The organism is Kineococcus esterisolvens, from assembly GCF_050871405.1.
In the GTDB taxonomy this organism is placed as follows: Bacteria; Actinomycetota; Actinomycetes; order Actinomycetales; family Kineococcaceae; genus Kineococcus.
Map to the genome: position 1 here is coordinate 15,558 of NZ_JBJLRI010000039.1, position 24,349 is coordinate 39,906.

Consider the following 24,349-nt stretch of genomic DNA (forward strand, 5'->3'; position numbering starts at 1 on the left):
CACCCGGGTGGCACGCCGCTCGGGGCGGCCGGCGGCGATCAGCGCCCGCGGCGCTGAGCCCGGGCGCTGGCGTACAGGCACACCACGGCGGCGGTGGCCAGGTTCAGGCTCTCGGCGCGCCCGTGCAGCGGCACCCGCACCACCGCGTCGGACGCGCTGCGGCCGGTGTCGTCCAGGCCCGCGGCCTCGTTGCCGAAGAGCCACGCCGTGGGTGCCGTGAGGTCCACCGGCGCGCCGGCACCGGTGGCCGCGGCGTCGGCGAGGTCGTCCAGGTCGAGGGCACCGGCACCGTCGGCGGCCAGGACCGCGCAGCCGGCGCCCTGCAGCGCCCGGACCGCCTCGGTCAGCGGCACGCCGACGACCACGGGCAGGTGGAAGAGGCTGCCGGCGGTGGAGCGCACGCACTTGGGGTTGAACACGTCCACGCTGCCGGCGGTGAGCACCACGGCGTCGGCGCCGGCGGCGTCGGCCGCCCGCAGCACCGTGCCGGCGTTGCCGGGGTCGCGCACCCGGTCCAGCAGGGCCACCAGGCGCGGCCGGGCGGCCAGGACGTCCCCGAGGTCGGCGGTGGTGGTGGGGCAGACCGCGACGAGGCCCTGGGGGGTCACCGTGTCGGTCATGGCCGCCAGGACGGCGTCGGTGACCGTCCAGGTGCGCACGCCGTGCTCCAGGGCGCCGGTCACGATCTCGGCGTGGCGCTGGGCGGCGTCCTCGGTGACGTACAGCTCCAGGACCACCGGCCGCGGTCCCGCCGCGTGCGCGGCCACCGCCTCGCGCACGGCCTGCGGGCCCTCCGCGAGGAAGCGCCCGTGCCGCGAACGCGCCGGACGCCCGGTCAGCGACCGCACCGACCGCACCCGCGCGGTGCGCGGGTCGGTCAGCACGGCCACCGCCGGGCGTCCGGGGTGTTGCCGGCGCTGCTCAGGCAGCGGAGCCCTCGACGGCCGGGGCGGCGGGCGCGGCGGCCTTGGCCGTCTTCACCAGGGCGGCGAAGGCGGGCGCGTCGGAGACGGCCAGCTCGGCCAGCATGCGACGGTCCACCTCGATGCCAGCGGCCTTCAGGCCCTGGATGAAGCGGTTGTAGGTCATGCCCTCGGCGCGCGCCGCGGCGTTGATCCGCTGGATCCACAGGCGGCGGAAGTCGCCCTTGCGCGCCTTGCGGTCGCGGTACGCGTAGACGAGGGAGTGGGTGACCTGCTCCTTCGCCTTGCGGTACAGCCGCGAGCGCTGGCCGCGGTAGCCGCTGGCCTGCTCGAGGACGACGCGGCGCTTCTTCTGGGCGTTGACTGCGCGCTTGACGCGTGCCACGGGTGTTCTCCTTGCTCATCGGTGCGCGGGCGCCGGCGGGCCGTCGGGGACGGCCGCGCGCTCCGCACGGGGGGGTGTCGGGGTGGTGGCGGTCAGTGACCCAGGAGCTTCTTGACCTTCTTGACGTCGGCGGGAGCCACCACGGCGTCCATCGACAGGCGGCGGGTACGCGTGCTCGACTTGACCTCGAGCAGGTGGCGCTTGTTGGCGCGCTCGCGCATGACCTTGCCGGAGCCGGTGAGGCGGAAACGCTTCTTGGCGCCGGAGTGGGTCTTGTTCTTGGGCACGGGTGTCTCTCCTGTGGTCGGTGCCGGGCGGTGCCCGGCGTGGGTCTGGCGGGCGCGCGGGACCCGGGCCCGCCCGGCGGGGACGGGTCCCGGGTCCGGTGCGCCCGGCGTCAGGACGCGGTGGCGGCCGTCTGGCCGGACTGCGAGGCCTCGCCGTCCGAGGACTGCGTCGTGGTGACCTCGTCGGCGGCGACCTCGTCGGCGGCGACCTCGTCGGCGGCGACCTCGTCGGAGGCAGCCTGCTCGGCGGAGTCCTTGCGGCGGCGCTCCTCGGCCTTGGCCTCGGCCTTCTTCTTGTGCGGCCCGATGACCATGACCATGTTGCGGCCGTCCTGGCGCGGTGAGCTCTCGACGCTGCCCAGGTCGGAGACGTCCTCCGCGAGGCGCTGCAGCAGGCGGAAACCCATCTCGGGGCGCGACTGCTCGCGGCCGCGGAACATGATCATCACCTTGACCTTGTCCCCCGCCTTGAGGAACCGCTCGACGTGGCCCTTCTTCGTGCCGTAGTCGTGCGGGTCGATCTTGAGGCGGAAGCGGATCTCCTTGAGGATCGTGTTCGTCTGGTTCTTGCGCGCTTCGCGGGCCTTCATGTCGGACTCGTACTTGAACTTGCCGAAGTCCATGAGCTTGCAGACCGGCGGTCGCGCCTGGGGAGCGACCTCGACCAGGTCGAGACCCGCTTCGTCCGCCAGCCGCAGCGCGTCCTCGACGCGCACGATGCCGACCTGTTCACCGTTGGGGCCCACGAGCCGCACCTCGGGAACACGGATGCGGTCGTTGATGCGGGGCTCGCTGATGTGCTGCTCCTTCGTCGTCGGGCGAGGCCGCCGGACACGGAGAAGGCCTCCGTGCTCGGACGCGCACGGAGGCCAGCCTGATCCGGCGCCGCGACGCGCGAAGGCGACGACGACGCTCAACCCTCCCGCGGACGGGAGGGGGACCGGGACCCGCGGCGCGCGTGCGCACCGGGGTGGGAGGAGGCCTCCGCTTCACGCTCCGGCCCCGCGAACGCCCGCCCGCGCCAGGCGCGGACCGGTGACGTGAGCCGGTCGGTCACCTGTCAGGGTAGCAGCATGCAGTCAGAGCCCACCTCCCAGCCCGAGCCCGGCACCCCCGCGGACTCCCCGGACGCGCTCGCGGACCCGACCGGGGACCTGACCCGCGACATCGCCGACGTACCCGCCGTCGAGGTCGTCACCACCGCCGCGGTGCACCTGATGAGCGCCGCGGCCGTCAAGTGCGGCCTCGCCGAGGGGCCCGACGCCGACGAGCACCGGGACCTGGCCGAGGCCCGCATCCTCATCACGGCCCTCGCGGGCCTGGTGACGACCTCGGCACCCGACATCGGCGGGCAGCACGCGCGCTCGCTGCGCGACGGCCTGCGGTCCCTGCAGCTGGCCTTCCGGGAGGCCTCCCCCGTGCCGGACCCGCCGGGCAAGGGGCCCGGCGAGCGGCTGACGGGCAGCGTCGTCTGAGCACGGCCTGAGCCCCTCCCGCGCGGCGCCCGACGGGCCGGGGTGGTTGAGTGTCGCAGGACCGGGGCGCGGGCCCCACCGGACGGAGGGTGGACACGGGGTGGCCAACACGGTGAGCAGCACGACGACCGGCGCGGCGGGCGGCCGCAGGAGCGACCTGGCCCGGCTGGCGCTGCGGGTGGGCGTGGGCGGGACGCTGGCGGCCCACGGGGCGCAGAAGCTCTTCGGCGCCTTCGGCGGCGGCGGCCTGGAGGGGACGCGGGGAGCCATGCACGCCATGGGGTTCCGGCCCGCCCGGCGCAGCGCCCTGGTCGCGGGTCTCGCGGAGACCGGCGGCGGCGCCCTGCTCGCCCTGGGACTGGCGACCCCGGCAGCGGGTGCGACCGCGGCCGCGACGATGGCGGCCGCGGCCACGGTCCACGCCCCCAACGGCTTCTGGGCCACCTCCGGCGGGTTGGAGTACCCGGCCGTGCTCGCCCTGGCGAGCACGGCGCTGGCGGTGGCCGGCCCGGGGCGCTACTCCCTGGACCACGCGACGCACGACGCGCTGAACAAGCCGTGGATGCCGGCGGTCGCGCTGCTGGCCGCCGGGGCCGGCGCGGCGTGGACCATCCGCCAGCGGCGGGCCGCCGTGGCCGCCGACGCGCAGGAGGCCGCGGCAGCACCCGCCGACGCGCCCCGGGCACCCGTCGCCTCCTGACGGCGCCGGGCCGGCTGGTGCCGGCCCCCGAGCCCGCCGGGTGCGGTCAGGGGGCCGGCAGCAGCCGCAGCTCCAGGGAGTCCACGCGGTCGACCACGACCGCACAGGCACCCAGGCGCTCCCCCAGCCGGGCGGTGAACGCGGCCAGGGCCTCGCGGTCCAGCCCGGGCACCACACCGACGACGATGCGCACCTCGGCCGCTGAGCCGGGTTCCAGCCGCACCCCCCGCACCTGCGGCAGGTCCCCGAGCGCCTCGGCGACGGCCACCTCGACCGCGCCGTCGAAGGGCGCAGGCACCCACTCGCGCTCCTGCGCCAGCGCCCGCAGCGCGCTGCGGCGCACCACGAAGCGCACCGGCCCGGCGGGGTCCAGGACGAGCACCTCGCACCGCTCCTGAACGCCCGACAGCGCCGCGCGCGCGGCGGGCACGGGGACCGGTCGCGCGTCGGAGCGCCAGGCACCCAGGGCGTCCAGGTCGGTGAACAGCGGCAGACCCCTGCGGCCGTCCGGCTGCGTGAGCAGGGCCAGCGCCATGTCGGCGCTCTTGTCCCCCGCGGGACCGGCCGCGACCACGTCCTGCTCGCCGAGCACGGCCACGACCGGCGCGAAGACCCTGGTGGCGGCGAGCTGGGCGACGACCCGCGCCTCGGCGCGCAGGAGCTCCGCCGGGTCGGCGTCCCGGCCGCTCGCCGCCGACCACTCGGCCAGGGCGCGGGCGAGCCCGGGAGCACGACCGCCCTCGTCGCCGGTGAAGGGGTTGGGCAGCAGGGTGCGCCCGGCCCAGGGGACCCCGGCGGAGTCGGTGGCCCGGCGCCCGGGAACAGGCCCGGGGGGCGTGGCGGTCAGGGCCGGCCCGCCACGTCGAGGGCCTCGGGCAGCGTGAACGCCCCCGCGTACAGGGCCTTGCCGACGATGGCACCCTCGACACCCACCGCCACGAGCTCACGCAGGACGCGCAGGTCCTCCAGGCTGGACACGCCGCCGGAGGCGACGACGGGAGCGCTGGTGCGGGAGCAGACCTCGCGCAGCAGCTCGGTGTTCGGCCCGCGCAGCGTGCCGTCCTTGGTGACGTCGGTGACCACGTAACGGGCGCAGCCGTCGGCGTCCAGACGCGCCAGGACCTCCCACAGGTCCCCGCCCTCGCGCGTCCACCCGCGCGCGGCGAGCGTGGTGCCGCGCACGTCGAGGCCCACGGCGATCCGGTCGCCGTGCCGGGCGATCGCTGCGCGGGTCCACTCGGGGTCCTCCAGGGCCGCGGTGCCCAGGTTCACGCGGCGGCAGCCGGTGGCCAGCGCCGCTTCCAGGGAGGCGTCGTCGCGGATGCCGCCGGACAGCTCCACGGCCACGTCGAGCCGGCCGACGACGTCGGTCAGCAGCTCGCGGTTGGAGCCGCGCCCGAAGGCGGCGTCGAGGTCGACGAGGTGGATCCACTCCGCCCCGGCCTCCTGCCAGGCGAGGGCCGCCTCGAGCGGGGAACCGTAGAAGGTCTCGCTGCCGGCCTCCCCCTGCACCAGGCGCACGGCCTGGCCGTCGGCGACGTCGACGGCGGGGAGGAGCTCGAGCCGGGGGGTCTGCGCAGAGGGGTCGGTCACGGGCGGGCAGTCTACGAGCCGGCCGGGGTGCTCACCCCAGGGAGGCCACCCAGTTGCGCAGCAGCTGCGCACCCGCCTCGCCGGACTTCTCCGGGTGGAACTGGGTGGCCGCCAGCGGGCCGTCCTCCACCGCCGCCACGAAGCGGGCGCCGTGCTCGGCCCAGGTGACCCGCGGGGGCTGGACCAGGCCCCCGGTGGTGTCCACGAGCTCGAAGCGCTGCACGGCGTAGGAGTGCACGAAGTAGAACCGCTCGGCCTCCACGCCCTCGAACAGCACCGACCCGGTCGGCACCTCGACCTCGCTCCACCCCATGTGCGGCACGACCTGCGCGGGCAGGCGCTCCACGGTGCCGGGCCACTGGCCCAGCCCCTCCTCCACGCCGTCGCCGGGCTCGGCGGACGTCTCGAACATCACCTGCAGGCCGACGCAGATGCCCAGCACGGGACGGCCGCCGGCGAGGCGCTTGTCGACGATGCCGGCACCGTCGATGGCCCGCAGACCGGCGTTGACGGCCGCGAAGGCGCCCACGCCGGGCACGAGCAGCCCGTCGGCCTCCAGCGCCGCGGTCCGGTCACCGGTCAGCTCGACGTCGGCGCCCACGTGCTCCAGCGCGCGCACGGCGGAGCGGACGTTGCCGAAGCCGTAGTCGAGGACGACGACGCGCCTGCTCACAGGGCCCCCTTCGTGGACGGCACGCCCTGCACGCGCGGGTCCGGCTCGACGGCGTAGCGCAGGGCGCGCGCCAGGGCCTTGAACTGGGCCTCGACGACGTGGTGCGGGTCGCGGCCGGCCAGGACGCGCACGTGCAGGGCGATCTGCGCGTGGAAGGCGAAGCTCTCCAGGACGTGGCGGGTCAGCGAGCCGGTGAAGTGCCCGCCGATGAGGTGGAACTCCTGCCCGTCCGGCTCGCCGGTGTGCACGCAGTAGGGACGGCCCGAGACGTCGACGACGACGTGCGCGAGGGCCTCGTCGAGCGGGACGGTGGCGTCGGCGAAGCGGCGGATGCCGGTCTTGTCGCCGAGCGCCTGGCGGAACGCCTGGCCGAGGACGATGGCGGTGTCCTCGACCGTGTGGTGCACGTCGATGTGGGTGTCACCCTTCGCGCGGACGGTGAGGTCCACCAGCGAGTGCTTGCCCAGCGCGGTGAGCATGTGGTCGTAGAACGGCACGGTGGTGTCGATCTCGGTGCGCCCGGTGCCGTCGAGGTCGAGCTCGACCAGGACGCTGGACTCGGACGTGCTGCGCTCGATGCGCGCGGTGCGGCTCACTTCTTCTCCCCGTCGACCTCGGTCAGCGCCTCGTGGAACGCCGCCATCTCGTCCGCTGTTCCGACGCTCACCCGCAGCCAGCCCTCGGGGCCGGTCTCGCGGATCAGCACCCCGCGCTCCAGCAGCCCCTGCCAGACCGCGTGGCGGTCGGCGAAGGTGCCGAAGAGCACGAAGTTCGCGTCGGACTCGGCCGTCCGGTACCCCTCACCGCGCAGCCGCCGCACGGTCTCGTCGCGGCGCTCGCGCAGCTCGGCGACGGTCGACAGCAGCGTGGCCGAGTGCTTCAGCGCAGCGCGCGCGACGGCCTGGGTGACGGCCGAGAGGTGGTACGGCAGCCGCACGATGCGCAGGGCGTCGACGAACGCGGGCGCAGCGGCGAGGTAGCCCACCCGCGCTCCCGCCAGCGAGAACGCCTTGCTCATGGTGCGCGTGACCGCGAGGTTGCCGTGGGCCGGCAGCAGTTCCAGGGCGCTGGGCACGCCGGCTCGGCGGAACTCCCCGTACGCCTCGTCGACGACGACGACCGCGCGCTGCGGCAGCGAGTCCACGGCGTCCAGGACGGCCTCGACCGCGGCGAGCGGCAGGGCGGTGCCCGTGGGGTTGTTCGGGCTGGCCAGCAGCACCACGGAGGGGCGGTGCTCGGCGATCTGCGCGCGGACGTGCTCGACGTCGAGGGTGAAGTCGTCGGCGCGGCGGCCGGTGACCCAGCGGGTGAGGGTGTCGCGCGCGTACTCCGGGTACATGGAGTACGTCGGCGCGAAGCTCAGCGCGGTGCGCCCGGGCCCGCCGAAGGCCTGCAGCACGTGCAGCATGACCTCGTTGGAGCCGTTGGCGGCCCACACCTGCTCCGGGCTGAGCTCCGCGCCGGACTCCAGACGCAGGAACGCGGCGAGGTCGGCGCGCAGGTCGAGGAACTCGCGGTCGGGGTAGCGGTTCAGCCCGCTCGCGGCGCGCGCGACGGCGTCGGCGATGTCGGCGACGACCTCGGGGGCCACCGGGTACGGGTTCTCGTTGACGTTGAGCACCACCGGCACGTGCAGCTGCGGGGCGCCGTAGGGGTGCTCCCCGCGGAGGTCCTCGCGCAGCGGGAGGTCGTCCAGGGCGGTGCTCCCCCCGGCCGGTGGGCGCGTGGTGTCGGTGGTCACGGCGGCATCATCCCAGAGGCGCCGGGCCGCACCGCACGAGCGCGGAGGCGGGCGCTGGCCGCTTACCATCGGGGTCGTGAGACGTCTCGCCACCGCCCTGACCTGCCTCGTGCTCGCCGCGGGCGCCACCGCGTGCAGCGCCACCACGGACAGCGGGGTCGGCACGGAGTGCGGCGTGGACGGCTGCACGGTGACGTTCCCGCGCAGCGGGCAGCCGGAGGTGTCGGTGCTGGGCGTCGAGGCGCAGCTGCTGGAGGCCGGCGACGGCACCGCCCGCCTGGACGTGGCCGGGCAGGAGGTGTCGCTGGAGGTGGGCACCAGCACGGAGGTGGCCGGGTTCACCGTCGGGCTGGAGCGGGTGACGGAGTCGGAGGTCGTCGCCGTCCTGCGACGGTGAGCCGTCGGGGACCCCGCGCCTCCGGGGACCGGACCGTTCAGCCCCACCTGCCGCGACCGCGCAGCAGCTTCCAAGCCGCCCGGGCGCGGGAGTCCGCACCGGTCGGTGTTCCTCCAGCCGCCGGGTCCAGCTCCCCGGACAGCAGCTGCCCCACAGCGGCGGGCCAGCTGGCGAGCAGCAACGCTGCGTCGGCGTCCACCTCACCCCGCACCCCACCGCGCCAGGCTGCCGCGTCGGTCGCCCCCTCGTCGCGGCGCAGGAGGACCACATCGGCGCCGCGAAGCAGGCGCGAGAGCCTGACGGCAGAACTTCGCGCCTCAGACGCGCGATCAGGGACGACCACGCACCCGACACCCCGAACGGGCACCACGGACGCCTGAAATCCGGCCAGGACGCAGAGGGTCGCGAGGCGCTCGACGTCGTTGACCGGTACGACGAGCACGGCGCGCCTGGTCCGGCCCGGGCGCTCACCGAACGATGCCTGGGTGCTGTCGTCCGCCACGGGCGCTCCTCACGTCGATGGTCCGGTCCAGCACAGGCGGACGCCGACGTGCCGGTGCAGAAGCTCCGGCACGGGATCACTGGACCTGGACCACGTGCTCGAGACCTGCAGCACTCACGAGGCCGAGGCGGCGCCATGGTACTACGCGGGGAAGCACTGACAGCAGCACCGGCCCACCCGCCACAAGCGCAGACCACTCGCAGTGCTGAACGCCGACGGGACGGTGCCCCGGTTCCGGAGCACCGTCCCGCACAGGTGGAGGACCTCAGCAGAGGCTGGTGGTGGAGCTCTCGACGTTGCCGCTGACCGTGTTCTGCTGCCCCGTATTGACGACGTAGGTCCCGAAGCGGCAGGCCCGGTTCCCGGTGACCGTCACACCGTTGACCGAACCCACGAGGTTGACCGCGTTGCCCGTGCCGTCGTGGAACCAGTTCCCCAGTCCCGCACCGCCGATCAGGACGTTGGAGGCGTTCACCACACCGCTGCCGAAAGTCCCGGTGCGGACACCGCCCCAGCGCGCCCCGTAGAACTCGTTCTTCTGGACGGTGATGTTGTAGATGCGCGCCCCGGGCTCGGTGAAGGCGAGCTGCAGGCCGGAGCCGCGGTCACCTCCGCGCACCTTGTTGGCGACGTACCGGACGTCGTGCACATCACCGAAGTTGGCGTGCGCGACCAGGCCGTCGTCGCCGCCCGTCCTGGTGCCCTGGTCCACGACGTTCCCGACGACGTCCCCGAACGAGGAGGTGTTGACGTGGATGCCGTCGAGCTGGTTGTAGTGGTCGACCTGCGGACCGAGGGTGCTGCTGTTCTTGACGCAGAAGTTCTTGGTGCTGATGACGCCGATCGAGTAGGAGAACGGGTTGCGAGCGTGCACCCGCTCGATGAGGACGTTGCTGGACCGGCGCACGTCGACCATCCACTGGGTCAGCCGGTTCGAGAGCCCGGCGGCGTTCAGGACGTCGCCGCTCGCGTCCGTGCTCAGGTCGCTGATGGTGACGTTCTTCATGCCGGTGGTCGTCACGAGGGGGTACCCGCCGAACCAGTGCTTGGTCTCCAGGAACCGGGGACCGGCCTTAAGCACCGTCGTACGACCGGCACCGTCCAGGTGCACGCCGTTGCGCATCTGCAGGTGACCGTCGATGACATAGGTGCCCGACGGGATGCGCACGACACCGCCGCCGGCGGCGCCGGCGCGGTCGATGGCCGCCTGGATGCCGGCGGTGTCATCCACGGCGTCGCCGGGCGCGATGCCGGTCGGCGCGAAGATCGTCGTGGCCGTGGCACCGGTGGCCCCGCTGAGCGCGCAAGAGACGAGAGAGGAACCGGACGTGGCACTGGTGGTGGTCGTGGCGGCGGAGGCGGCAGAGGAAGCCACGAGGGGGGTGGCCAGCACGGCAGCACCGAGGAAGAAGGGAACGAGCTTGCGCACGGGGGCACCTGTTTCAGAAGGGGGGTAGGTCAGGCTTCCCCCCATGACTCGGACCCTCCCCGAGGCCGCTTGAGCCGGATGGGCCCGCGGTGCGGCACCTCCCCCGGATGGAGCAATGGCCGCCACTCAAGGTGACGATCAGAGCTGCACCGTGAGGCCAAGTCCCTTGGGTGCGCGGTGCCGTGCGCGACAGAGAGGCCGTCGGGCCGCAGGCCCGATCCACCGGCACGCGGCGGATCCGGAGTCCCGCTCACCGCTGAGGTGGCAGCTTCCGCACCTGCGGCACGGCCCGGGCGGGGCACCCGGCACCTCCAGCGCTCCATCGCCTGCCGAACCCCACACCGCTGCGGACGGAGCCCCGGTGCACCGTGCGCGTGGAGCGGTCGAAGTCAGCGGACCAGGTTCTCGGCGCTCGTCACGTCCTCGGCGAGCAGGAATTCACCGCTCCCGATCGACGTGTTGTGCGAGACGCGGACGTCCCCACCGAGGCGGGTGCGCATCTGGACCGCGAACCGCGCGTTGCGGGCGAACACGTTCCCGTCGCGGCGGTCGCCGCCGACCGTGATCGCCCTGACCACGCCACCGCCGCCGTAGTCACCGACACGCACCCCGCTCGGTGAATCGTGGAACACGTTGCCGGCCACCGTGATGTGGTGGATGTCACCGCCCCCCACGGCGAACTGCATCCCACCGCCGAACCTGCCCGACCTGACCCGGTTGCCTCGGTAGACGATGTGGTGGCAGTCCCGGCCCATGGTGTGGGCGACGAGGGCGTCGTCCCCGTCGCGCCCCGGCCCGCCCTGGTCGACGTCGTTGTCGACGACGAGCCCGTGGCTGGAGTCGAGGACGTGGATGCCGTCGAGCTGCGTGTACCGCCCCGACGTCCGCACGCGCGTGCGGCACCCCCGGATGGTGAAGTCCGTCGAACCGACGCTGGCGATGGAGTACGAGAACGGGTTGACGGTGCTGACCCGCTCGACCACGACGCGCCGGGAGCGGCGCACGTCCACCAGGTACTCGTGCAAGCGGTTCTCGACGTTCCCGTCCAGCAGGTCCCCGCTCTGGTCGGCGGTCAGGTCGGCGATGCGAACGTCCTCGGCCCCGTGGGTCGTCAGCAGCGGGTACCCGTCGTTGGGCCCCCGCGTCGCGAGGAACCGCGGGCCGGCCTTGACCACGGTGCTCGGCCCCGCACCGACGAGGGAGACCGCGCTGCGGACCAGGATGTGCTCGTCCGTGAGGTAGGTGGTTCCGGCGGCCAGCTGCACGGTGCCACCGCCAGCCCCGTGCACGGCGTCGATGGCCCGCTGCACGGCCTTCCCGTCGGTCCCCTCCGGCACCACCGTGGAGGAGCCGCCGGCCCGCGCAGGCTCACGCTCCCCCCTGCGGAGGGCGGCGGTGGCGGACACGGTCCCCGCCGCGCCGACCGCCAGCCCCAGCAGCACCCGACGGCTCAATGGCCACACCCCGGCGCCCCGCGGCGCCGACGCGCCCCTTCCGCGCTCCCCGCCGCGGCCGGGCGGGGCACCTCCGTCCACGTCGGCACGGCCGCCGACCGTCACGGCACCATTTTGCCGCCGGGAGGGGAGGGGGCGTTCCGGCGGGCGCAGCGGTCCACCTCCCCCGCTGCCGCGGCGGCCGCGGGCATGGACGCGTGCCCGGTGGGCTCGGCACGCCCGGCGGGCTCGGGAGCGACGTTCCGAGACGGTCGGCCGCGGGCCAGCACCTGCCGCACCAGGTCCGGGTAGGCGGCCGCAGTGTTCCTCGCCAGGTACTCGCGCGCGAAGCGCGCGGCGCTCGCACCAGCCGCGGCCCGCAGCGACGCGTCCCCGGACAGCAAGGCGATGGCCGCTCGCAGGCGCGGGACCTCGAAGGGCGGCACGGCCACCGATCCGGCGGCGGGGATCCACCGCAGCTGCGGCAGGTCGAAGTGCACGACGGGCCGTCCGCGAGCCAGCGCCTCCAGAGCCGAGAGGCAGAAGCTCTCCTCGCGGGAGGGGACGACGAGGAAGGCGCTGCCCGCGATGAGGGTCTCCTTGGCCTCACCGTGCACCGGTCCCACCCACCGCACCCGCGCTCCGAAGCCTTCCAGCCGCTCGACCAGCTCCCGCTCGTCGCGCTTGCGCCCCCCTCCGGCGATCACGAGGGGGAGGAGTTCCTCGCCGCCAGCCGCGTAGGCGTCGAGCAGCAGGTCCAGCCCCTTCTGCCCCACGTCGATCCTCCCGAGGAAGAGGGCGTAGCGCCCGTCGTCAGCACCAGCGGCCGGCTGTTCCGGCGGCTCGACCGCGTTGGGGATGAGGTGCACGCGGGTCGTGGTCGTGCACTCGCGGACGACCTCCCGATCGCTGGCGTTGAGGACCACCACGTCGTCGTAGGACCGCAGCAACCACCGCTCCGCCTTCAGGGGGAACCGGGTGCGGTAGCGGCGTGCCATGTCCCTGCCGGACAGCGACTGGGCCAGCCCCACCACGGGGCGCCGCGTGACCAGCGGGACCAGGTTGCTCGACCAGGGCGGGGTGAAGCTCTCGATCCACACGTCGTAGCGCAGGCACACCGCGGTCAGGGGCAGCAGCAACGCCCAAAGGAGCTGACCCCCGCGTGGACCGAGCCACGTCACAGGGAGGTGCAGGTGCTCGACACCGCCTCGTCGTGACCTGCGGAAGCACCGGCCGCCGGTCACGACGAGGACGTCGTGACCTGTGGCCAGGCGGTCGGCGATGGTGCGCACCACGACGGGGCCCCCACCGGCGTAGTGCGGGTTGTCGAAGTCGTCGAAGATGGAGATGACCACTCTCGGCCTGGGGGTCACCTGCGCTCCCTCCCGCGCCCGCGTCCCGCGAGGCTGCTGGCGGACCGGTAGGCGCGCAAGGCCGCAGCACCGGTCGCCGACACCGGGAACCGCTCGAAGGAGCACGCCGCCCAGGTGAAGTCCACCGCCCCGAACTTGGACTTGTACGCCGCCAGGCTCGACCCCGGGTCGGACTCGCCGAAGGAGTAGGAGCGGTCTCCCCGGGCGACGGCCTCCTCGATGGCCAAGTGGTGCAGCAGGGCGTTGGCGTGGGTCCGCCCGGCGAGCTGCTGGTCCTGGGCGCCGCGCCACATCAGCGAGTGCCCGTCCCCACGGAGGATCACCACCGAGGCCGCCGCCTGGCCCCCGACGTAAGCGGTCCACGTGATCAGGTCCTCGCCCATGCCACGGGAGACGGCCTCCAGCAGTCGGGGCGGTTCCTGCAGGCGCGCCTGCAGGCGGCCCAGAGCAGCGGGACGGCCGGCCTTGTGCGCCCAGCGGACCGCGGAGAGCCGGTACAGGTGCGCGAACTCGGGCAGCGCACCGCCCGCGGCGTCGCGGCGGACCTCCACGCCCTCGCGCTCCGCGCGACGCACGCTCCTGCGGACGTTGCCGGAGTACCCGCGCCACACCGCCCCGGCCCCGCCCGACAGGTCGAGCACCTGCGTGAGGTAGGGGTGATCCGCCCTCGCGCCGGGGAGCGCAGGACCCTGTCGGGGCGGGAAGGGCGACGGCACGACGGTCGTGCGCAACCCCGGGGTCGCAGCCAGGTCCGCCCCCACGATCGCGAGGTCGGCGGGCGTCACCACCCCGTCGGAGGCGAGGACACCCCCGTAGCCCCAGCCGTGCGGCCACGAGGCTGAGATCCGGAACGGTCCCGAACCGCGGGACGCCATCGGCAGGACGAGGAAGCGCCCGCCGGGCACCTCGTAGAGGCGCCCGCTGTCGCGCCAGGACGTCGCGGACTCCAGGCAGCGCAACCAGCGCGGCGTCTGCGTGACCACCGCGTGCTCCGTGCGCGAGAGCGCTTCTCGCCACGCCGCCTCCGGGAGCGGTGAGACCGCGGCACGGCCCGCCCCACCCCGCCGCGGGGGCGGGACGACTGCACCGCCGCCCGGGCCCCCTCCCGCGTACCGCGCGAGCCCCTTGCTCCGGGCGTCGTCGACGCCTGCACTCCTCATGCCGGTCCTTCCTCGATCACCGTCAGCGACTCCGCGGGAACGTGCAACAGGTCCTCCAGGGGAGGCACACCGGCGGGGAACAAGGCCTCCACCTGGGTGCGGTAGCCGGCGATGAGCGGTGTCTTCCCGTGCCCGCTCACGGGAACGGCGACCGGGGCCAGCCGGTGCTCGGCGACGAAGGCCGGGTCCGGTCCCTGGCGGAGTGCGTACGGCAGGTCCGCGTAGTAGAGGACGTCACCGCCGACGTGCGCCGCGACGTCGCGCACCAGGACGTGGTCGACGTGGCGGCCTACGCCCAGCGGCGCGACGAGGACGGTGGGCCCTGGAGCGACGAGCCGCTCCACGAGCTCGGTGACCGCTCGCACGACGTGCCGGTCGGAGCGCCTCACGCGCCCTGCCGCCACGTGCAGCCGGTAGGTCGGGTAGACGTGCCCCACTTCCGGCAGCAGACGGGCCAGTCGGGTGGCGAGCGCACCGGACCGCTTGCGGAACAGCGCGTCGTCGAAGCCAGCGTGCACGTGTTCGGCGCCCACCGCGCCGAGCACACCGGCGTCCTCGGCCCGGCGGCGGGCGTACAGCTCCGGGGCGGAGCCGGCGCCGCACTGCCGGAGGTACGCCCGCGCGGACGCCGTGTGCGGAGGTGACTGCTCCGTGAACATCGTGCAGACCGTGACGTCGGCCGCCGGGCCGAGGGCCAGGAGGAGGTTGCCGCAGGAGAGCACCGCGTCGTCCAGGTGCGGGGAGAGGAACACGTAGCGCAGCGAGACGTTCGGCACGAGCTCCCACGTCCGGTCCTGCGCGGGCGCCCGGCGCACGCCGATCCGCGGGGTCCGGCCGATCATGTCCGTCACCGGTCCCACCCCCGGTCCGCCGCCCACGACGCCTTCTCCCCGGCGCGGCCGGGCGCGACGGCGTGGCGCGGCTCGTACCGGCGCGGGGCCCCGAGGGGCACGCCCCCGAAGACCACCGCGCACGTCGCCGCACCGGCCAGCACCGCGGCGGCGAACCACCCGAGCGGCCAGCTCCTGATGACCAGCAGCACGACCATGAGCACCGCGCACCAGGTCGTGGCCCGCAGGGACGGCAGGAACGCCCTCCGCACCCGGCTCGGCGTCACCCGCAGGAGCACGACCAGCGTGGTGCCGGTGCCGGCAACCGCGCCGATCGCCATACCCGTGACGCCGGCGGCGGAGTGGGCGAGCGGCAGCACCGCGGCGTGGAAGGCGAGACCCGCCCCTAGCGCGCGGGCGGCGCGCGAGTGCAGGCCACGCGCCTGCAGGACGGTGGCGAGGAGCGCGATGGCCCCCAGGAGTACACCCGCTGCCGCGGCGAACGGCAGGACCGTGGCCGTCCCGGCGTAACCGGCGGGCAGCACCCGCTGCAGGAGGGACGCCGGCACCGTCGCGAGGACCGCGGCGAACGGGAGCGCAGCGGCGAGGTAGTTGCGGACCGCTGCGCCGGCCACCTCCCTCGCCCCGTCCGCCTCCCCCGTGATCGACCCGTGGACGGCGGCCGCCACCGCCCCGGCGAGGAAGAGCGGCACCCGGGCGACGATGGTGGCCGTCTGGTACGCCGCCGCCCGGCCGGGGTCGGAGGCGACAGCGGCGACCACGACCTGGTCGACGGCGGCGAACACGGCCGCCAGACCCTGCACGGCCACGACACCCACCGCTGAGGCCCAGAGGGGGCGCATCCCGAACGCGCCCTTCACGGGGCGGAGACGGCGACCGGCGAGCAGGAGACCGGCGACCACGACCACGGCCGACCCGGCCAGGAAACCCGCCGCGGCGCCGACGGCTCCCGCACCAGCCAGGACGAGGAGGGCACCGGCCACGCACTTGACGACCGTCTCACCGAGGCGCGCCCCCGCGAGCAGGCGCAGGCGCCCGTCCCCCTGCAGAGAACCGTAGGCGGTGGCAGCCGGGAAGACGAGGAAGGCCGCCACGGCGATCACCACGACCACGCGCGGCGGGGCGAACCCATAGGAGACCACTGCGGCCAGCAGCGCCGCCACGAGCCCGAGCAGCACGTTCAGGCTCGTCGAGAACCACACAGCGCGCGCCCGCTCGAAATCGGTGCCAGCGCGGCAGAGCGCCTCGGCGAGGACCCAGGCGCCGCTGGTGGCCGCGATGGTGCCGGCCACCAGGACCACCCCCTGCCCCGCGACGAACACGGCGTAGTCGCGTGCCGGGAGCACGTGCGTGAGACCGAGCGAGTACAGGTAGTTCAGGAGACCGACGACGACGCCCGCGAGGCTCAGCCACCGCGCCTCCCGCAGGACGGCGGCCGCCGCGGGGGCCGTTCCCGTCCGCACCTGCTCGCGCACCCGCGCCGTGTTCTGGAGCGGCACGGGGCTACCTCACCACCGGCGGGAGCTCGACCACCCGCATCTCACCGTTGGTCGAGCCGGTGAAGGTGAACACGACCCGTCCCCCGCTCTCCAGCTGCCGCATCTCCTCCTCCGTGAAGGAGGTGTACCCCTGCTCCGTGAGCACCGGGATGGACACGACGTACCGGATGCCGTTCCGCTCGATCTGTGCCGTGGACTCCAGGAGCTCCGCACCGTGGTGCTCCATCCCCCACACGCCGGTCTCCGTGAAGACCCCCACGGCAGCGCCGTCCGCGTTCGCCGCCAGCCACTGGTCGATGTGCTGGTATCCGTTGTCGACGTGGGTGCGGACGGAGACGTAGACGCCGGTGTTCCACACCACGGCGACGCCGAGGCCGACCAGCAGAGCGGTCCCGAGCCGACGATCACGTGCTCGGTGGGCGAGCACGACGCCGGCGGTCGCGACCGTCAGCGCGGCGGGCACCACCAGGTAGTAGGCGAAGTGCTCCTCGATGGTCCCGAAGGCGAAGGCGTAGGCGAGGTAGCCCACGGTGGAGGCACCGAAACCTCCGAGGAGCTTTCGCAGCCGGTCCGTGGACCGCAGCAGCACGACGGCCGCGACCAGTCCCAGCCCCATGAGCAGGTACGTCGTCCAGAAGTGGGCGAGCTCGTCGAGCAGGCGGCCCGTCAGGGACGGCGCCCCCTCCCTGTTGAACCCGGTGGACTTCTCCAGCCCGAGGAGCCGCAGCACACCGCGGAACTTCTGGGTGAAGAACGTCTCGAACAAGCCGTTGACCGCCACGGCCCCCAGGTAGACCGCGTACGGCACGGCTGCCGAGGCCAGGACCACGGCCAGGGTGCGGCGGTCCAGGACCCAGCGGCGCCAGGCTGCCAGCGCCATCGGGATCACGACGAAGAAGACGGCGACGTCCTTGCTGCAGACGGCGAACCCGAGCACGAGTCCCGTCCCGACGGCGAGGAGCACCTCACCCCTCCCCCGCAGACCCCGGTCGAACCGGTCGGAGAGCACGACGAGCAAGGTCAGGCCGAGGAGCAGCCAGAACACCGTCGCGGTCTCGAGGAGCACCCGGCCGTTCTGCCGCAGGACGAAGGGCTCCACCAGGAGGAGGAGGACCGTCACCGCACCGGCCAGCAGGCCACCGATCCGACGCACGAGCAGGAAGGCGAGTGCGACGGACAGGCCGCCGAGCACGGCGTTCAAGGCCCGCGCCCGGTAGGTCAGCGTCCAGACGTCGTCGCTGTGCGGAAAGGCGCCCTGCCACAGGGCGTCCAGCACGAAGAAGCCCGGTGGGTGCAGGAAGAAGGGGCCGCCGTGGAGCATCGGCACGGCGCTCTCCGCCATGCTGCGCCCGAGGCGGTCGTAGACCACCTCGTCGACAAAGAGGTCGTACGCCGAGTCGAGGTGGAGCAGCCGCAGGGCAGCGCCCACCGCGGCGACGCCCGCGGCGAGCCAGAAGGCAGCTGGGGAGAACGTCGCCGCCCTACCGGCGGCATCGGCGGCCGGCCTCGTGCTCCGCTCCGTCAGCTGCATCAGCGCACTCCCTCTCGCGTCAAGGTTCCCGAACCCTTCGGGGGCATCGCCGTCTCCTCCTCGCCCTGCTCCAGCACTGGGGCCCGACGGGCCGGGAGGACGGGCCGTGGCGGCTCCCCCCCGTGCCGGGCCACGGCGGCGGTGACCTGAGCCGCCGCCGACGGGGAGAGCGGTACGTCGAGCGACCCCGTCGCCCGCAGCCACGCCCGCGCCTTGGGCTCGAAGCTCACCCCGACGACGGGCGTGCGGGTCGCCGTGGCGAAGATCAGTGCGTGCAGCCGGACCCCGACGACGAGGTCGCAGGCTGCGAAGACCGCCTTGGCCGTGCGCGGGTGCAGCCCCGGCCCCACCACCGACAGGCGGTCCGGGGCGGAGAGCCGCTGCCGGATCCGTTCCGCGAGCAGGGCGTCGGCGTGCGAGGGCCCGAGCCCGTAGTCCCCCTGGTCCGACAGCGACACGCAGACGGCCTCACCGTCGTGCCGGTCGATCCACTCCTGCGCGGCGGCCGTCAGGGCGTCGACGATCCGGTCGGTGTCCTCCTGCCGCGGCGCCGGCTTGACGGACAGCCCGAGCAGCGGCCGGGTGCGTTCGAGGCCGGCGGCGGTCAGCAGGTCCTCCACCAACGCGGCGTCGGCCGTTCCCAGCGCCACGGCCGGGTCGTCGACGAGGTGGACCCCGCGCCTGCGCCCCAGGAGACCGCGCGTGAAGGTGTCGAAACTCTCGTCGTCGCGCACGGAGACGTGCGAGGCGAGCCGCCCGGCGACCCGGAGCGCGGTCTTCGTCACGGGCGGCGTGGAGGCGTAGGCGCCCAGGGCCACGAAGGCGATGCGCTTGCCGAGCGCGCGGGCTGCGAGCGCGGCGAACGGGAGGACCCTGACCAGCGGCGGCAGCCCCTTGCCGAACATGCCGCCACCGCCGACGGCGACGACGTCGGAGCGCAGCGCCGCGGAGATCGAGGCCCGGGAGACGGTGGGGACGGCGCGGACGCCGTGCAGTGCGGCGATGTCCGCCGGGTTCCGCGAGACGACCGTCAGGTCGGTGCCGGCGAGCAGTTCGCTGAGCCGCGAGCAGATCGCCTCGTCGCCCGTGTTGCCGTTGCCGTAGTTGCCGACCAGCAGCACCCGGGTCCGGCGCACCCCGCCCGTCCAGCGGTTGCGGTGCGCAGGGGTGATCGCCTCGGGGATCACGGTGTCCGGTTCCGGTTCGCGGCCCGCGGCCACGGGCTCGCCCGCCACCGCCGACTCGTACACGGCCAGTTGCGCCCGGGCGAGCCGGTCCCACCGGAGGTTCTCGACCGTCGCGGGCCCGGCGGCACCGAGGCGCGCACAGGCCCCGGGGTCCTGGGACAGGCGCGCCACCTGCTGCGCGTAGCGCTCCACGTCGAACGCGGGGACCAGCACCCCGTTGGCCGGTGTGACCAGCTGTCGCAGGCACGGGATGTCGAAGGCCAGGACGGGGGTCCCCACGGCGGCCGCCTCGGCGGCGACCATCCCGAAGGTCTCGTAGCGCGAGGGCATGACCACGACCTGCGCGGAGGCGAGGAGGGTGAAGCGGTCCTCGGGTGCGACCCGCCCGAGGAACCGCACCCGCCGGCCGAGCCCCAGCTCGGCGACGCGCGATCGCAGCTTCTGCTCGTCGGGGCCGTCGCCCGCCAGCAGGAGGTCCGAGCCGATGGCCGGAGCGACCGCCGCGTAGGCGTCGAGGAGGAGGTCGAGCCCCTTCTGGGCGCACTCCAGGCGCCCCAGGTACAGCAGGTCCGCGCGCTGCCCCGCCGGCCGGGCCTCGAACGCGGCGTCCGGCAGGCCGTTGGGCACGGTGTGGACCTGGGCCAGCGGGTTGCGCCGGCGCAGCTCGCCGGCGAGGTCCTCGGAGACGGCGACGAGCCGCTCGTGCGACCGCAGCCCGATGCCCTCCACCAGGTGGAAGGGCAGGTGGTACTGCTGCGCCTTCTCCCGGGCGAACAGCCACTGCACGACGCCCACCACGGGCCGGCGCGTCATCCAGGGAACCGCGACGGAGGAGAACGGTGCGGCGAAGTCCTCGACGACCAGGTCGGAGCGGTGACGCACCAGGGCCGCCGGGAGGGCGGCGAAGTAGGCCAGGACGGACCCGAAGTAGCCCAGCGGCGCCCCGACGTGGACGTAGCGGACGCCGTCCGCGGTGTAGTCGCGGCACCCCCGGTACCTGGCCACGAGGACCGTCACGTCGCACGTCCGTGCGATGCGCGCGTTGACCTCGTGCGTCCTGACGGAGCCGCCCCCGGCGCCCGGCCGTCGTGGGTCCTCGAACCCGAGGTGCAGGATCTTCAAGCGCTCGCCCTCCTTCGTCGTTCCATCGTGTTCGGCACCGGTTCCCGGTGCGGCGCTCGCGCGGAAGGCGAGGAGCGCGGACAGCCCCACGAGCGCGGCGGCGGCGAACCACGCGCCGGCGCGGTCGTGGAGCACGGCCAGGACCGCGCCGGCGGGCACCCACACGAGCACCTCGCGCAGCCGCAGAGCACCGGGCCAGCGGCGCGCGGTGCTGCGCAGCAGGGGGGCCGCGGCCACGGCGAGGACCACGAGCACGGCCACGGCCATCGAACGCACGCCTCCGGTGGACACCGACAGCGCCACCGCCGGGACCATGAGCACGGCACCCAGCAGCACGGGCACCGCGGCACGGGTGAAGTCGTCGACGGCCTTGAGGTGCGTGGCCAGGAGGTTCAGGACCCCGAGGAGCCACCCCCCCACCGCCGTCAGCACGAGCAGTTCACCCAGGGAGCCGTACTGCGGTGGCAGCAGCGCCCGGAGGACGGGGCCGGGCACGGTGGCCAGGACGAGCGCCACGGGCGTCGCCAGGCGCACGTACTGGCGCCAACTGGTGGCCACGACCCGGCAGTGCCGGTCGACCGGTGCAGCGGCGAGCCTGGCGAAGACGACCATGGACAGCGCCACCGCGACGAACATCGGGACGCGTCCGAGGACCGTGGCGGCCTGGTAGGCGCCGAGGCGGGTCGAGGTCCCGACGACGGCCGCGGCGACGAGGACGTCGAGGCCCGCCAGGGCGGCCGCCCCGCCCTGGACGGCCAGCTGCCCGCCGGCCCGGCGCAGCAGGGCGGCGTCGGAGCGGCGGGGCAGGCGGGGCCGGGCCACCGCCCCGAGGGCCACGGCGCCCAGCACCACGACGAGGGCGCTGCCCACCGTGAACCCGAGCAGCGCGCCCGTGGGCCCCAGGCCCGCCAGGGCGAGACCGACGCCGACGGCCAGCCGCGAGACCAGTTCGAGGACCCGCAGGGCGGCGATCCGCTGGAAGCAACGCCTGCCCTGCAGCGAGCCGACCACGTTCCCGGAGAGGAAGGTGGCGAGGCAGGTGACGGCCAGGACGGCCTGGAGCGCGGGCGGGGCCCACGGCGCGGACACCGCCACCGCCACGCCCGCGGCGAGCAGGCCCTGCAGGACGGCGGCGGTCGTGGCGGCGCGCGCGGCCCGCTGCGCGCGCGAGGGGTCGCCCGAGGCGACCTCCTGGGCGAGCACCCACGGGACGGCCGCGGACGCGATCGTGCCGACGACCAGCAGCAGCGACGATCCGGTGGCGAAGGCGCTGTAGCCCGCGCCGGGCAGCAACCAGATCAGGACGAGGCTGAACGCGTAGTTCCCCACGGCGGTGAGGACGGTGGAGGCGAGCAGGGCCGACGTGCCCCGCTGTGCCCGGGCCCGCTCGCGACGTTCACCGCCGCGCGGTGCGGGCACGGAGGAGGTGCTCCCGGTGCGGTTCACGCACTGCCCTGGGCGGCCGGGGAGGAGAGCCGCAGGAGGTCGGCGGTGCGGGCGACCGACACCGACACCCGGTTCCGGGAGGTGTCCTCGTCCCGGACCCCCAGGCGTTCCAGCACCCGGCTCACGTTCTGCGTGTCCGCCCCCCGGCACAGCAGCGAGACGGTGTCCCCGCTGCGCTCCCACGCGTCGGCCCGGCGCAGGGCGTCCTGCCAGTTCTCCGGCAGGGCGGTGAGCGGAACCGTCACCACCGTGCTCACGTCCGACGAGGTCCGGCGGTCGCGACCGCCGAGCGCCAGAGCGCGGCGTTCCGACTCGAGGGCACCGAGGACCCGCTGCGCCATGGCGTCCCACGTGAACCTCGACGCCCAGCGACGAGCGTGCTGCGCCACCTGGTGCGCGCGGCCCTCGTCCCGCAGCTCGCCGAGGGCGGCCACGACGGCTTCCCCGAGGTCGGTGTCGTCGTCGATCAGCCAGCCGGTCTCGCCGTCGACGATCGAGTCGCGCAGGCCCGGCCGGCGGAAGGCGAGGGCGGGCACGCCCAAGGCGTTGGCCTCGACGACCGACAGCCCCCACCCCTCGCCCTGCGACGCGTTCACCGTCATCCACGCGCTCGAGAGCACCTGGTCGCGCTGCAGGTCGTCGAGGCCCTCCTTGAACGTGACCGCGTCGGCGACGCCCAGGTCGGCGGCCAACTGCCTCAGGCGGGGCGCCTCGGTGCCGCGGCCGACGATCGTGAGCCGGGCGTCCGGCACCCGGTTCAGCACGGTGGGGAACGCCTGGATCACCATCTCGGTGCGCTTGTGCGGGACGAGCCTGCCCAGGCACACCACGGAGGGGTGGGGGGTGCGCTCGGGCGGGGCGGTGCGGACCTGCTCGCTGACCGACCAGCCGGGAGGCGTCACCCAGATCTCCCCGCGCAGGCCGAGCCGGCGGCGCGCGTCCGTCCTGGTGGAGGGTGACACGGCGAGGATCCCGCGACGCCGGTACACGGCCCGGCTGCCCGCGCTCTCCAGCCACCGCCCCACGGCCGCGACGGGCGCGGGAAAGTACTTCGCGAACTGGTCCTGGTGCACGTGGTGGAGCAGCATGAGGACCGGTGTCGTGGAGCGCAGCACGAGCGGGGTGAAGAAGGGGATCCCGTTCTGGGAGTCGACCACGCCGTCCACCCGGTCACGGTTGCGCAGCAGCCACAGCAGGGCGTGGCCGTAGACGGTGAAGCGTCCACCACCGCGCACGATGCGGTACCCGTCCCGCACCTCCTCGCGCGGCGCCCCGGGCACGTCGGCGCAGACGAGCACCACGTCCCGACCGTCCCGCGCGAAGCGCTGTGCGAGTTCCTGACAGACGACCTCGGCACCACCGGCTTCGGGGTGGTCGAGGTCACGCCAGTTCGTGATCACGAGCATCGGGAACTCCTCGGGTCTCGGGTGGGCGCGGCGGCCCCAGGACTCCTGCCGTGCAGGGTCGTGGTGCTGCGCACGTGCGGGAGCGGCGCCGCCGCGGACGGGGCGCGGGAACGGATGAGGGATCAGTCGCTCGCCGCGCGCAACACCTTGTGCGCCGCGTACAGCTCACCGAACGCGCGAACCCCGTCGCGCAGCGGGTGGAAGCTCGAGCCCTCGCTGTCGACCCAGGCCACGGGGAGCTCCATGGCCCGCAGACCGGCTCGCTTCGCGCGGGCGATGACCTCCACGTCGAACGCGAAACCGTTCAGGCTGCCCAGGGCGAAGAGGCGCTTGGCGGCTTCGGTGCGGAACAACTTCATACCGCACTGGGTGTCGCTGACACGGCCGGTGATCGTGGTCGCCGCCAGGTTGAAGGCCTTGCTGCCCAAGCGCCGCACGAGCGGCTGCGGGACGACGTACCGCGCACCGAAGGCGCGGCGGGAACCGATGACCACGTCCCAGCCGGAGCGGAGGATGGCGAGGCCCGTGAGGACCGCTTCCGGCGGTGTGGACTGGTCGGCGTCGACGTACCCGACGAACGGCGCGTCGGCGTGCGCCACGCCGGCGCGCACGGCGGCGCCCTTGCCCTGCTGCTGGCAACTGATCAGGTGCACGCAGTGGTGGCGCGCGCTCAGCCTCCCGACGACGTCGGCCGTCGCGTCGATGCTCCCGTTGTCGACGACGAGCAGGCGCACGGAGTAGGGCGATGTGCTGACCTCCGCCACGATCGCTTCGATGGTGGGGCTGATGCGGTGTTCCTCGTTGTAGGCGGGGATGACCAGGTCGAGGTCCACGGGAGGGGAGGACAGGAGCACCGGGCCGACGTCCTGCGCGTCCTCCAGGGGACTGACGTGGCGCGCGGCCGGCAGGACCGCGGGCGGGACGGACACCGAGAGGGACGGGGGACGCAGGGTGTTCGCACCGTCCGGCATGTCTGTCTCCCTCGTCGAAGGTAGGGGGGATGGCAGCGTCGCCGTGAGCACCGTAGTGGAGACGGTCCGCGAAAGTAACCCTCTGCATTCGCACACTTCCACCTTCGGCCGACGACCCGCCGGGCCGCTCGGAAAAGGCCGGTCCCACCGGCACCACGCCCCCCAGGGGATGGCGGCCGCGCGCCCGGGGGGGGGGGGGGGGGGGGGGGGGGGGGGGGGGCGGCGGGGGGGGGGGGGGGGGGGGGGTGGCGGGGGTCGGGCGGTG

General features: G+C 74.5%; 23 protein-coding genes. 3 read left to right on the forward strand and 20 right to left on the reverse strand.

Features of this window, described 5'->3' with window-relative positions; genetic code table 11:
- Positions 1–38: 38 nt before the first annotated feature.
- The 4 genes from ACRYR8_RS13035 to infC all read right to left on the reverse strand — a co-directional run bounded on the left by ACRYR8_RS13035 (position 39) and on the right by infC (position 2,392).
- A complete protein-coding gene (locus tag ACRYR8_RS13035; RefSeq protein WP_432483286.1) occupies positions 39–890 on the reverse strand; it encodes a TrmH family RNA methyltransferase in 852 nt (283 codons plus the stop codon).
- Between the two features lie 31 nt (positions 891–921).
- Entirely contained in the window at positions 922–1,308 is a 387-nt protein-coding gene (gene rplT / locus ACRYR8_RS13040; RefSeq protein ID WP_432483288.1) for a 50S ribosomal protein L20, read from the reverse strand.
- Between the two features lie 92 nt (positions 1,309–1,400).
- Complete coding sequence (rpmI, locus tag ACRYR8_RS13045; RefSeq protein ID WP_432483290.1) at positions 1,401–1,595, reverse strand: 50S ribosomal protein L35; 195 nt, start codon at positions 1,593–1,595, stop codon at positions 1,401–1,403.
- Between the two features lie 110 nt (positions 1,596–1,705).
- Positions 1,706–2,392 (reverse strand): translation initiation factor IF-3, encoded by a 687-nt coding sequence (infC, locus tag ACRYR8_RS13050; protein ID WP_432483358.1) that lies wholly within the window; start codon positions 2,390–2,392, stop codon positions 1,706–1,708.
- Positions 2,393–2,668: 276 nt separating this feature from the next.
- Between infC and ACRYR8_RS13055 the strand changes: the two genes are divergently transcribed.
- A complete protein-coding gene (locus ACRYR8_RS13055; RefSeq protein ID WP_432483292.1) occupies positions 2,669–3,070 on the forward strand; it encodes a DUF1844 domain-containing protein in 402 nt (133 codons plus the stop codon).
- A 112-nt stretch (positions 3,071–3,182) separates the two neighbouring features.
- Complete coding sequence (locus ACRYR8_RS13060; RefSeq protein WP_432483294.1) at positions 3,183–3,770, forward strand: DoxX family protein; 588 nt, start codon at positions 3,183–3,185, stop codon at positions 3,768–3,770.
- A 46-nt stretch (positions 3,771–3,816) separates the two neighbouring features.
- Here ACRYR8_RS13060 and ACRYR8_RS13065 read toward each other — a convergent pair whose 3' ends face one another.
- From ACRYR8_RS13065 to ACRYR8_RS13085, 5 genes are read right to left on the reverse strand one after another with little or no spacing between them, the layout of a single operon-like run.
- A complete protein-coding gene (locus tag ACRYR8_RS13065) occupies positions 3,817–4,617 on the reverse strand; it encodes an SseB family protein (RefSeq protein WP_432483360.1) in 801 nt (266 codons plus the stop codon).
- Positions 4,614–5,363 carry a bifunctional 1-(5-phosphoribosyl)-5-((5-phosphoribosylamino)methylideneamino)imidazole-4-carboxamide isomerase/phosphoribosylanthranilate isomerase PriA gene (gene priA / locus ACRYR8_RS13070; RefSeq protein WP_432483296.1) on the reverse strand — a complete coding sequence of 250 codons (750 nt, stop codon included), beginning with the start codon at positions 5,361–5,363 and terminating at the stop codon, positions 4,614–4,616. The genes ACRYR8_RS13065 and priA overlap by 4 nt, the downstream gene beginning before the upstream one ends.
- Positions 5,364–5,394: 31 nt before the next feature.
- Positions 5,395–6,036 carry an imidazole glycerol phosphate synthase subunit HisH gene (gene hisH / locus ACRYR8_RS13075; RefSeq protein ID WP_432483298.1) on the reverse strand — a complete coding sequence of 214 codons (642 nt, stop codon included), beginning with the start codon at positions 6,034–6,036 and terminating at the stop codon, positions 5,395–5,397.
- Complete coding sequence (gene hisB / locus ACRYR8_RS13080; RefSeq protein ID WP_432483300.1) at positions 6,033–6,632, reverse strand: imidazoleglycerol-phosphate dehydratase HisB; 600 nt, start codon at positions 6,630–6,632, stop codon at positions 6,033–6,035. The genes hisH and hisB overlap by 4 nt, the downstream gene beginning before the upstream one ends.
- Positions 6,629–7,777 (reverse strand): histidinol-phosphate transaminase, encoded by a 1,149-nt coding sequence (locus ACRYR8_RS13085; protein ID WP_432483302.1) that lies wholly within the window; start codon positions 7,775–7,777, stop codon positions 6,629–6,631. The genes hisB and ACRYR8_RS13085 overlap by 4 nt, the downstream gene beginning before the upstream one ends.
- A gap of 76 nt (positions 7,778–7,853) precedes the next feature.
- Here ACRYR8_RS13085 and ACRYR8_RS13090 point away from each other — a divergent pair, with 76 nt between their 5' ends.
- The gene (locus ACRYR8_RS13090; RefSeq protein ID WP_432483304.1) at positions 7,854–8,174 is read left to right on the forward strand and encodes a hypothetical protein; all 321 of its coding nucleotides are present in this window, start codon (positions 7,854–7,856) and stop codon (positions 8,172–8,174) included.
- 37 nt (positions 8,175–8,211) lie between these two features.
- Here ACRYR8_RS13090 and ACRYR8_RS13095 read toward each other — a convergent pair whose 3' ends face one another.
- The 11 genes from ACRYR8_RS13095 to ACRYR8_RS13145 all read right to left on the reverse strand — a co-directional run bounded on the left by ACRYR8_RS13095 (position 8,212) and on the right by ACRYR8_RS13145 (position 24,084).
- Entirely contained in the window at positions 8,212–8,676 is a 465-nt protein-coding gene (locus ACRYR8_RS13095; protein WP_432483306.1) for a hypothetical protein, read from the reverse strand.
- A gap of 265 nt (positions 8,677–8,941) precedes the next feature.
- Positions 8,942–10,105: a glycosyl hydrolase family 28-related protein gene (locus ACRYR8_RS13100; protein WP_432483308.1), complete on the reverse strand. Its 1,164-nt coding sequence runs from the start codon at positions 10,103–10,105 to the stop codon at positions 8,942–8,944.
- Between the two features lie 389 nt (positions 10,106–10,494).
- A complete protein-coding gene (locus ACRYR8_RS13105) occupies positions 10,495–11,559 on the reverse strand; it encodes a right-handed parallel beta-helix repeat-containing protein (protein ID WP_432483310.1) in 1,065 nt (354 codons plus the stop codon).
- A gap of 101 nt (positions 11,560–11,660) precedes the next feature.
- Positions 11,661–12,911: a glycosyltransferase family 4 protein gene (locus ACRYR8_RS13110; protein ID WP_432483312.1), complete on the reverse strand. Its 1,251-nt coding sequence runs from the start codon at positions 12,909–12,911 to the stop codon at positions 11,661–11,663.
- Entirely contained in the window at positions 12,908–13,894 is a 987-nt protein-coding gene (locus ACRYR8_RS13115; RefSeq protein WP_432483314.1) for a GNAT family N-acetyltransferase, read from the reverse strand. Before ACRYR8_RS13115 ends, ACRYR8_RS13110 begins: the two co-directional genes overlap by 4 nt.
- A gap of 173 nt (positions 13,895–14,067) precedes the next feature.
- Positions 14,068–14,913 carry a PIG-L deacetylase family protein gene (locus tag ACRYR8_RS13120; RefSeq protein WP_432483362.1) on the reverse strand — a complete coding sequence of 282 codons (846 nt, stop codon included), beginning with the start codon at positions 14,911–14,913 and terminating at the stop codon, positions 14,068–14,070.
- A gap of 5 nt (positions 14,914–14,918) precedes the next feature.
- A complete protein-coding gene (locus ACRYR8_RS13125; protein ID WP_432483316.1) occupies positions 14,919–16,421 on the reverse strand; it encodes an oligosaccharide flippase family protein in 1,503 nt (500 codons plus the stop codon).
- 4 nt (positions 16,422–16,425) lie between these two features.
- Positions 16,426–17,952, reverse strand: coding sequence for an ArnT family glycosyltransferase (locus ACRYR8_RS13130; protein ID WP_432483318.1), 1,527 nt, complete (start codon positions 17,950–17,952; stop codon positions 16,426–16,428).
- The gene (locus ACRYR8_RS13135) at positions 17,952–21,707 is read right to left on the reverse strand and encodes a glycosyltransferase (RefSeq protein ID WP_432483320.1); all 3,756 of its coding nucleotides are present in this window, start codon (positions 21,705–21,707) and stop codon (positions 17,952–17,954) included. The genes ACRYR8_RS13130 and ACRYR8_RS13135 overlap by 1 nt, the downstream gene beginning before the upstream one ends.
- A complete protein-coding gene (locus tag ACRYR8_RS13140; RefSeq protein ID WP_432483322.1) occupies positions 21,704–23,113 on the reverse strand; it encodes a glycosyltransferase family 4 protein in 1,410 nt (469 codons plus the stop codon). Before ACRYR8_RS13140 ends, ACRYR8_RS13135 begins: the two co-directional genes overlap by 4 nt.
- 122 nt (positions 23,114–23,235) lie before the next feature.
- Entirely contained in the window at positions 23,236–24,084 is an 849-nt protein-coding gene (locus ACRYR8_RS13145) for a dolichyl-phosphate beta-glucosyltransferase (RefSeq protein ID WP_432483324.1), read from the reverse strand.
- Positions 24,085–24,349 lie beyond the last annotated feature (265 nt).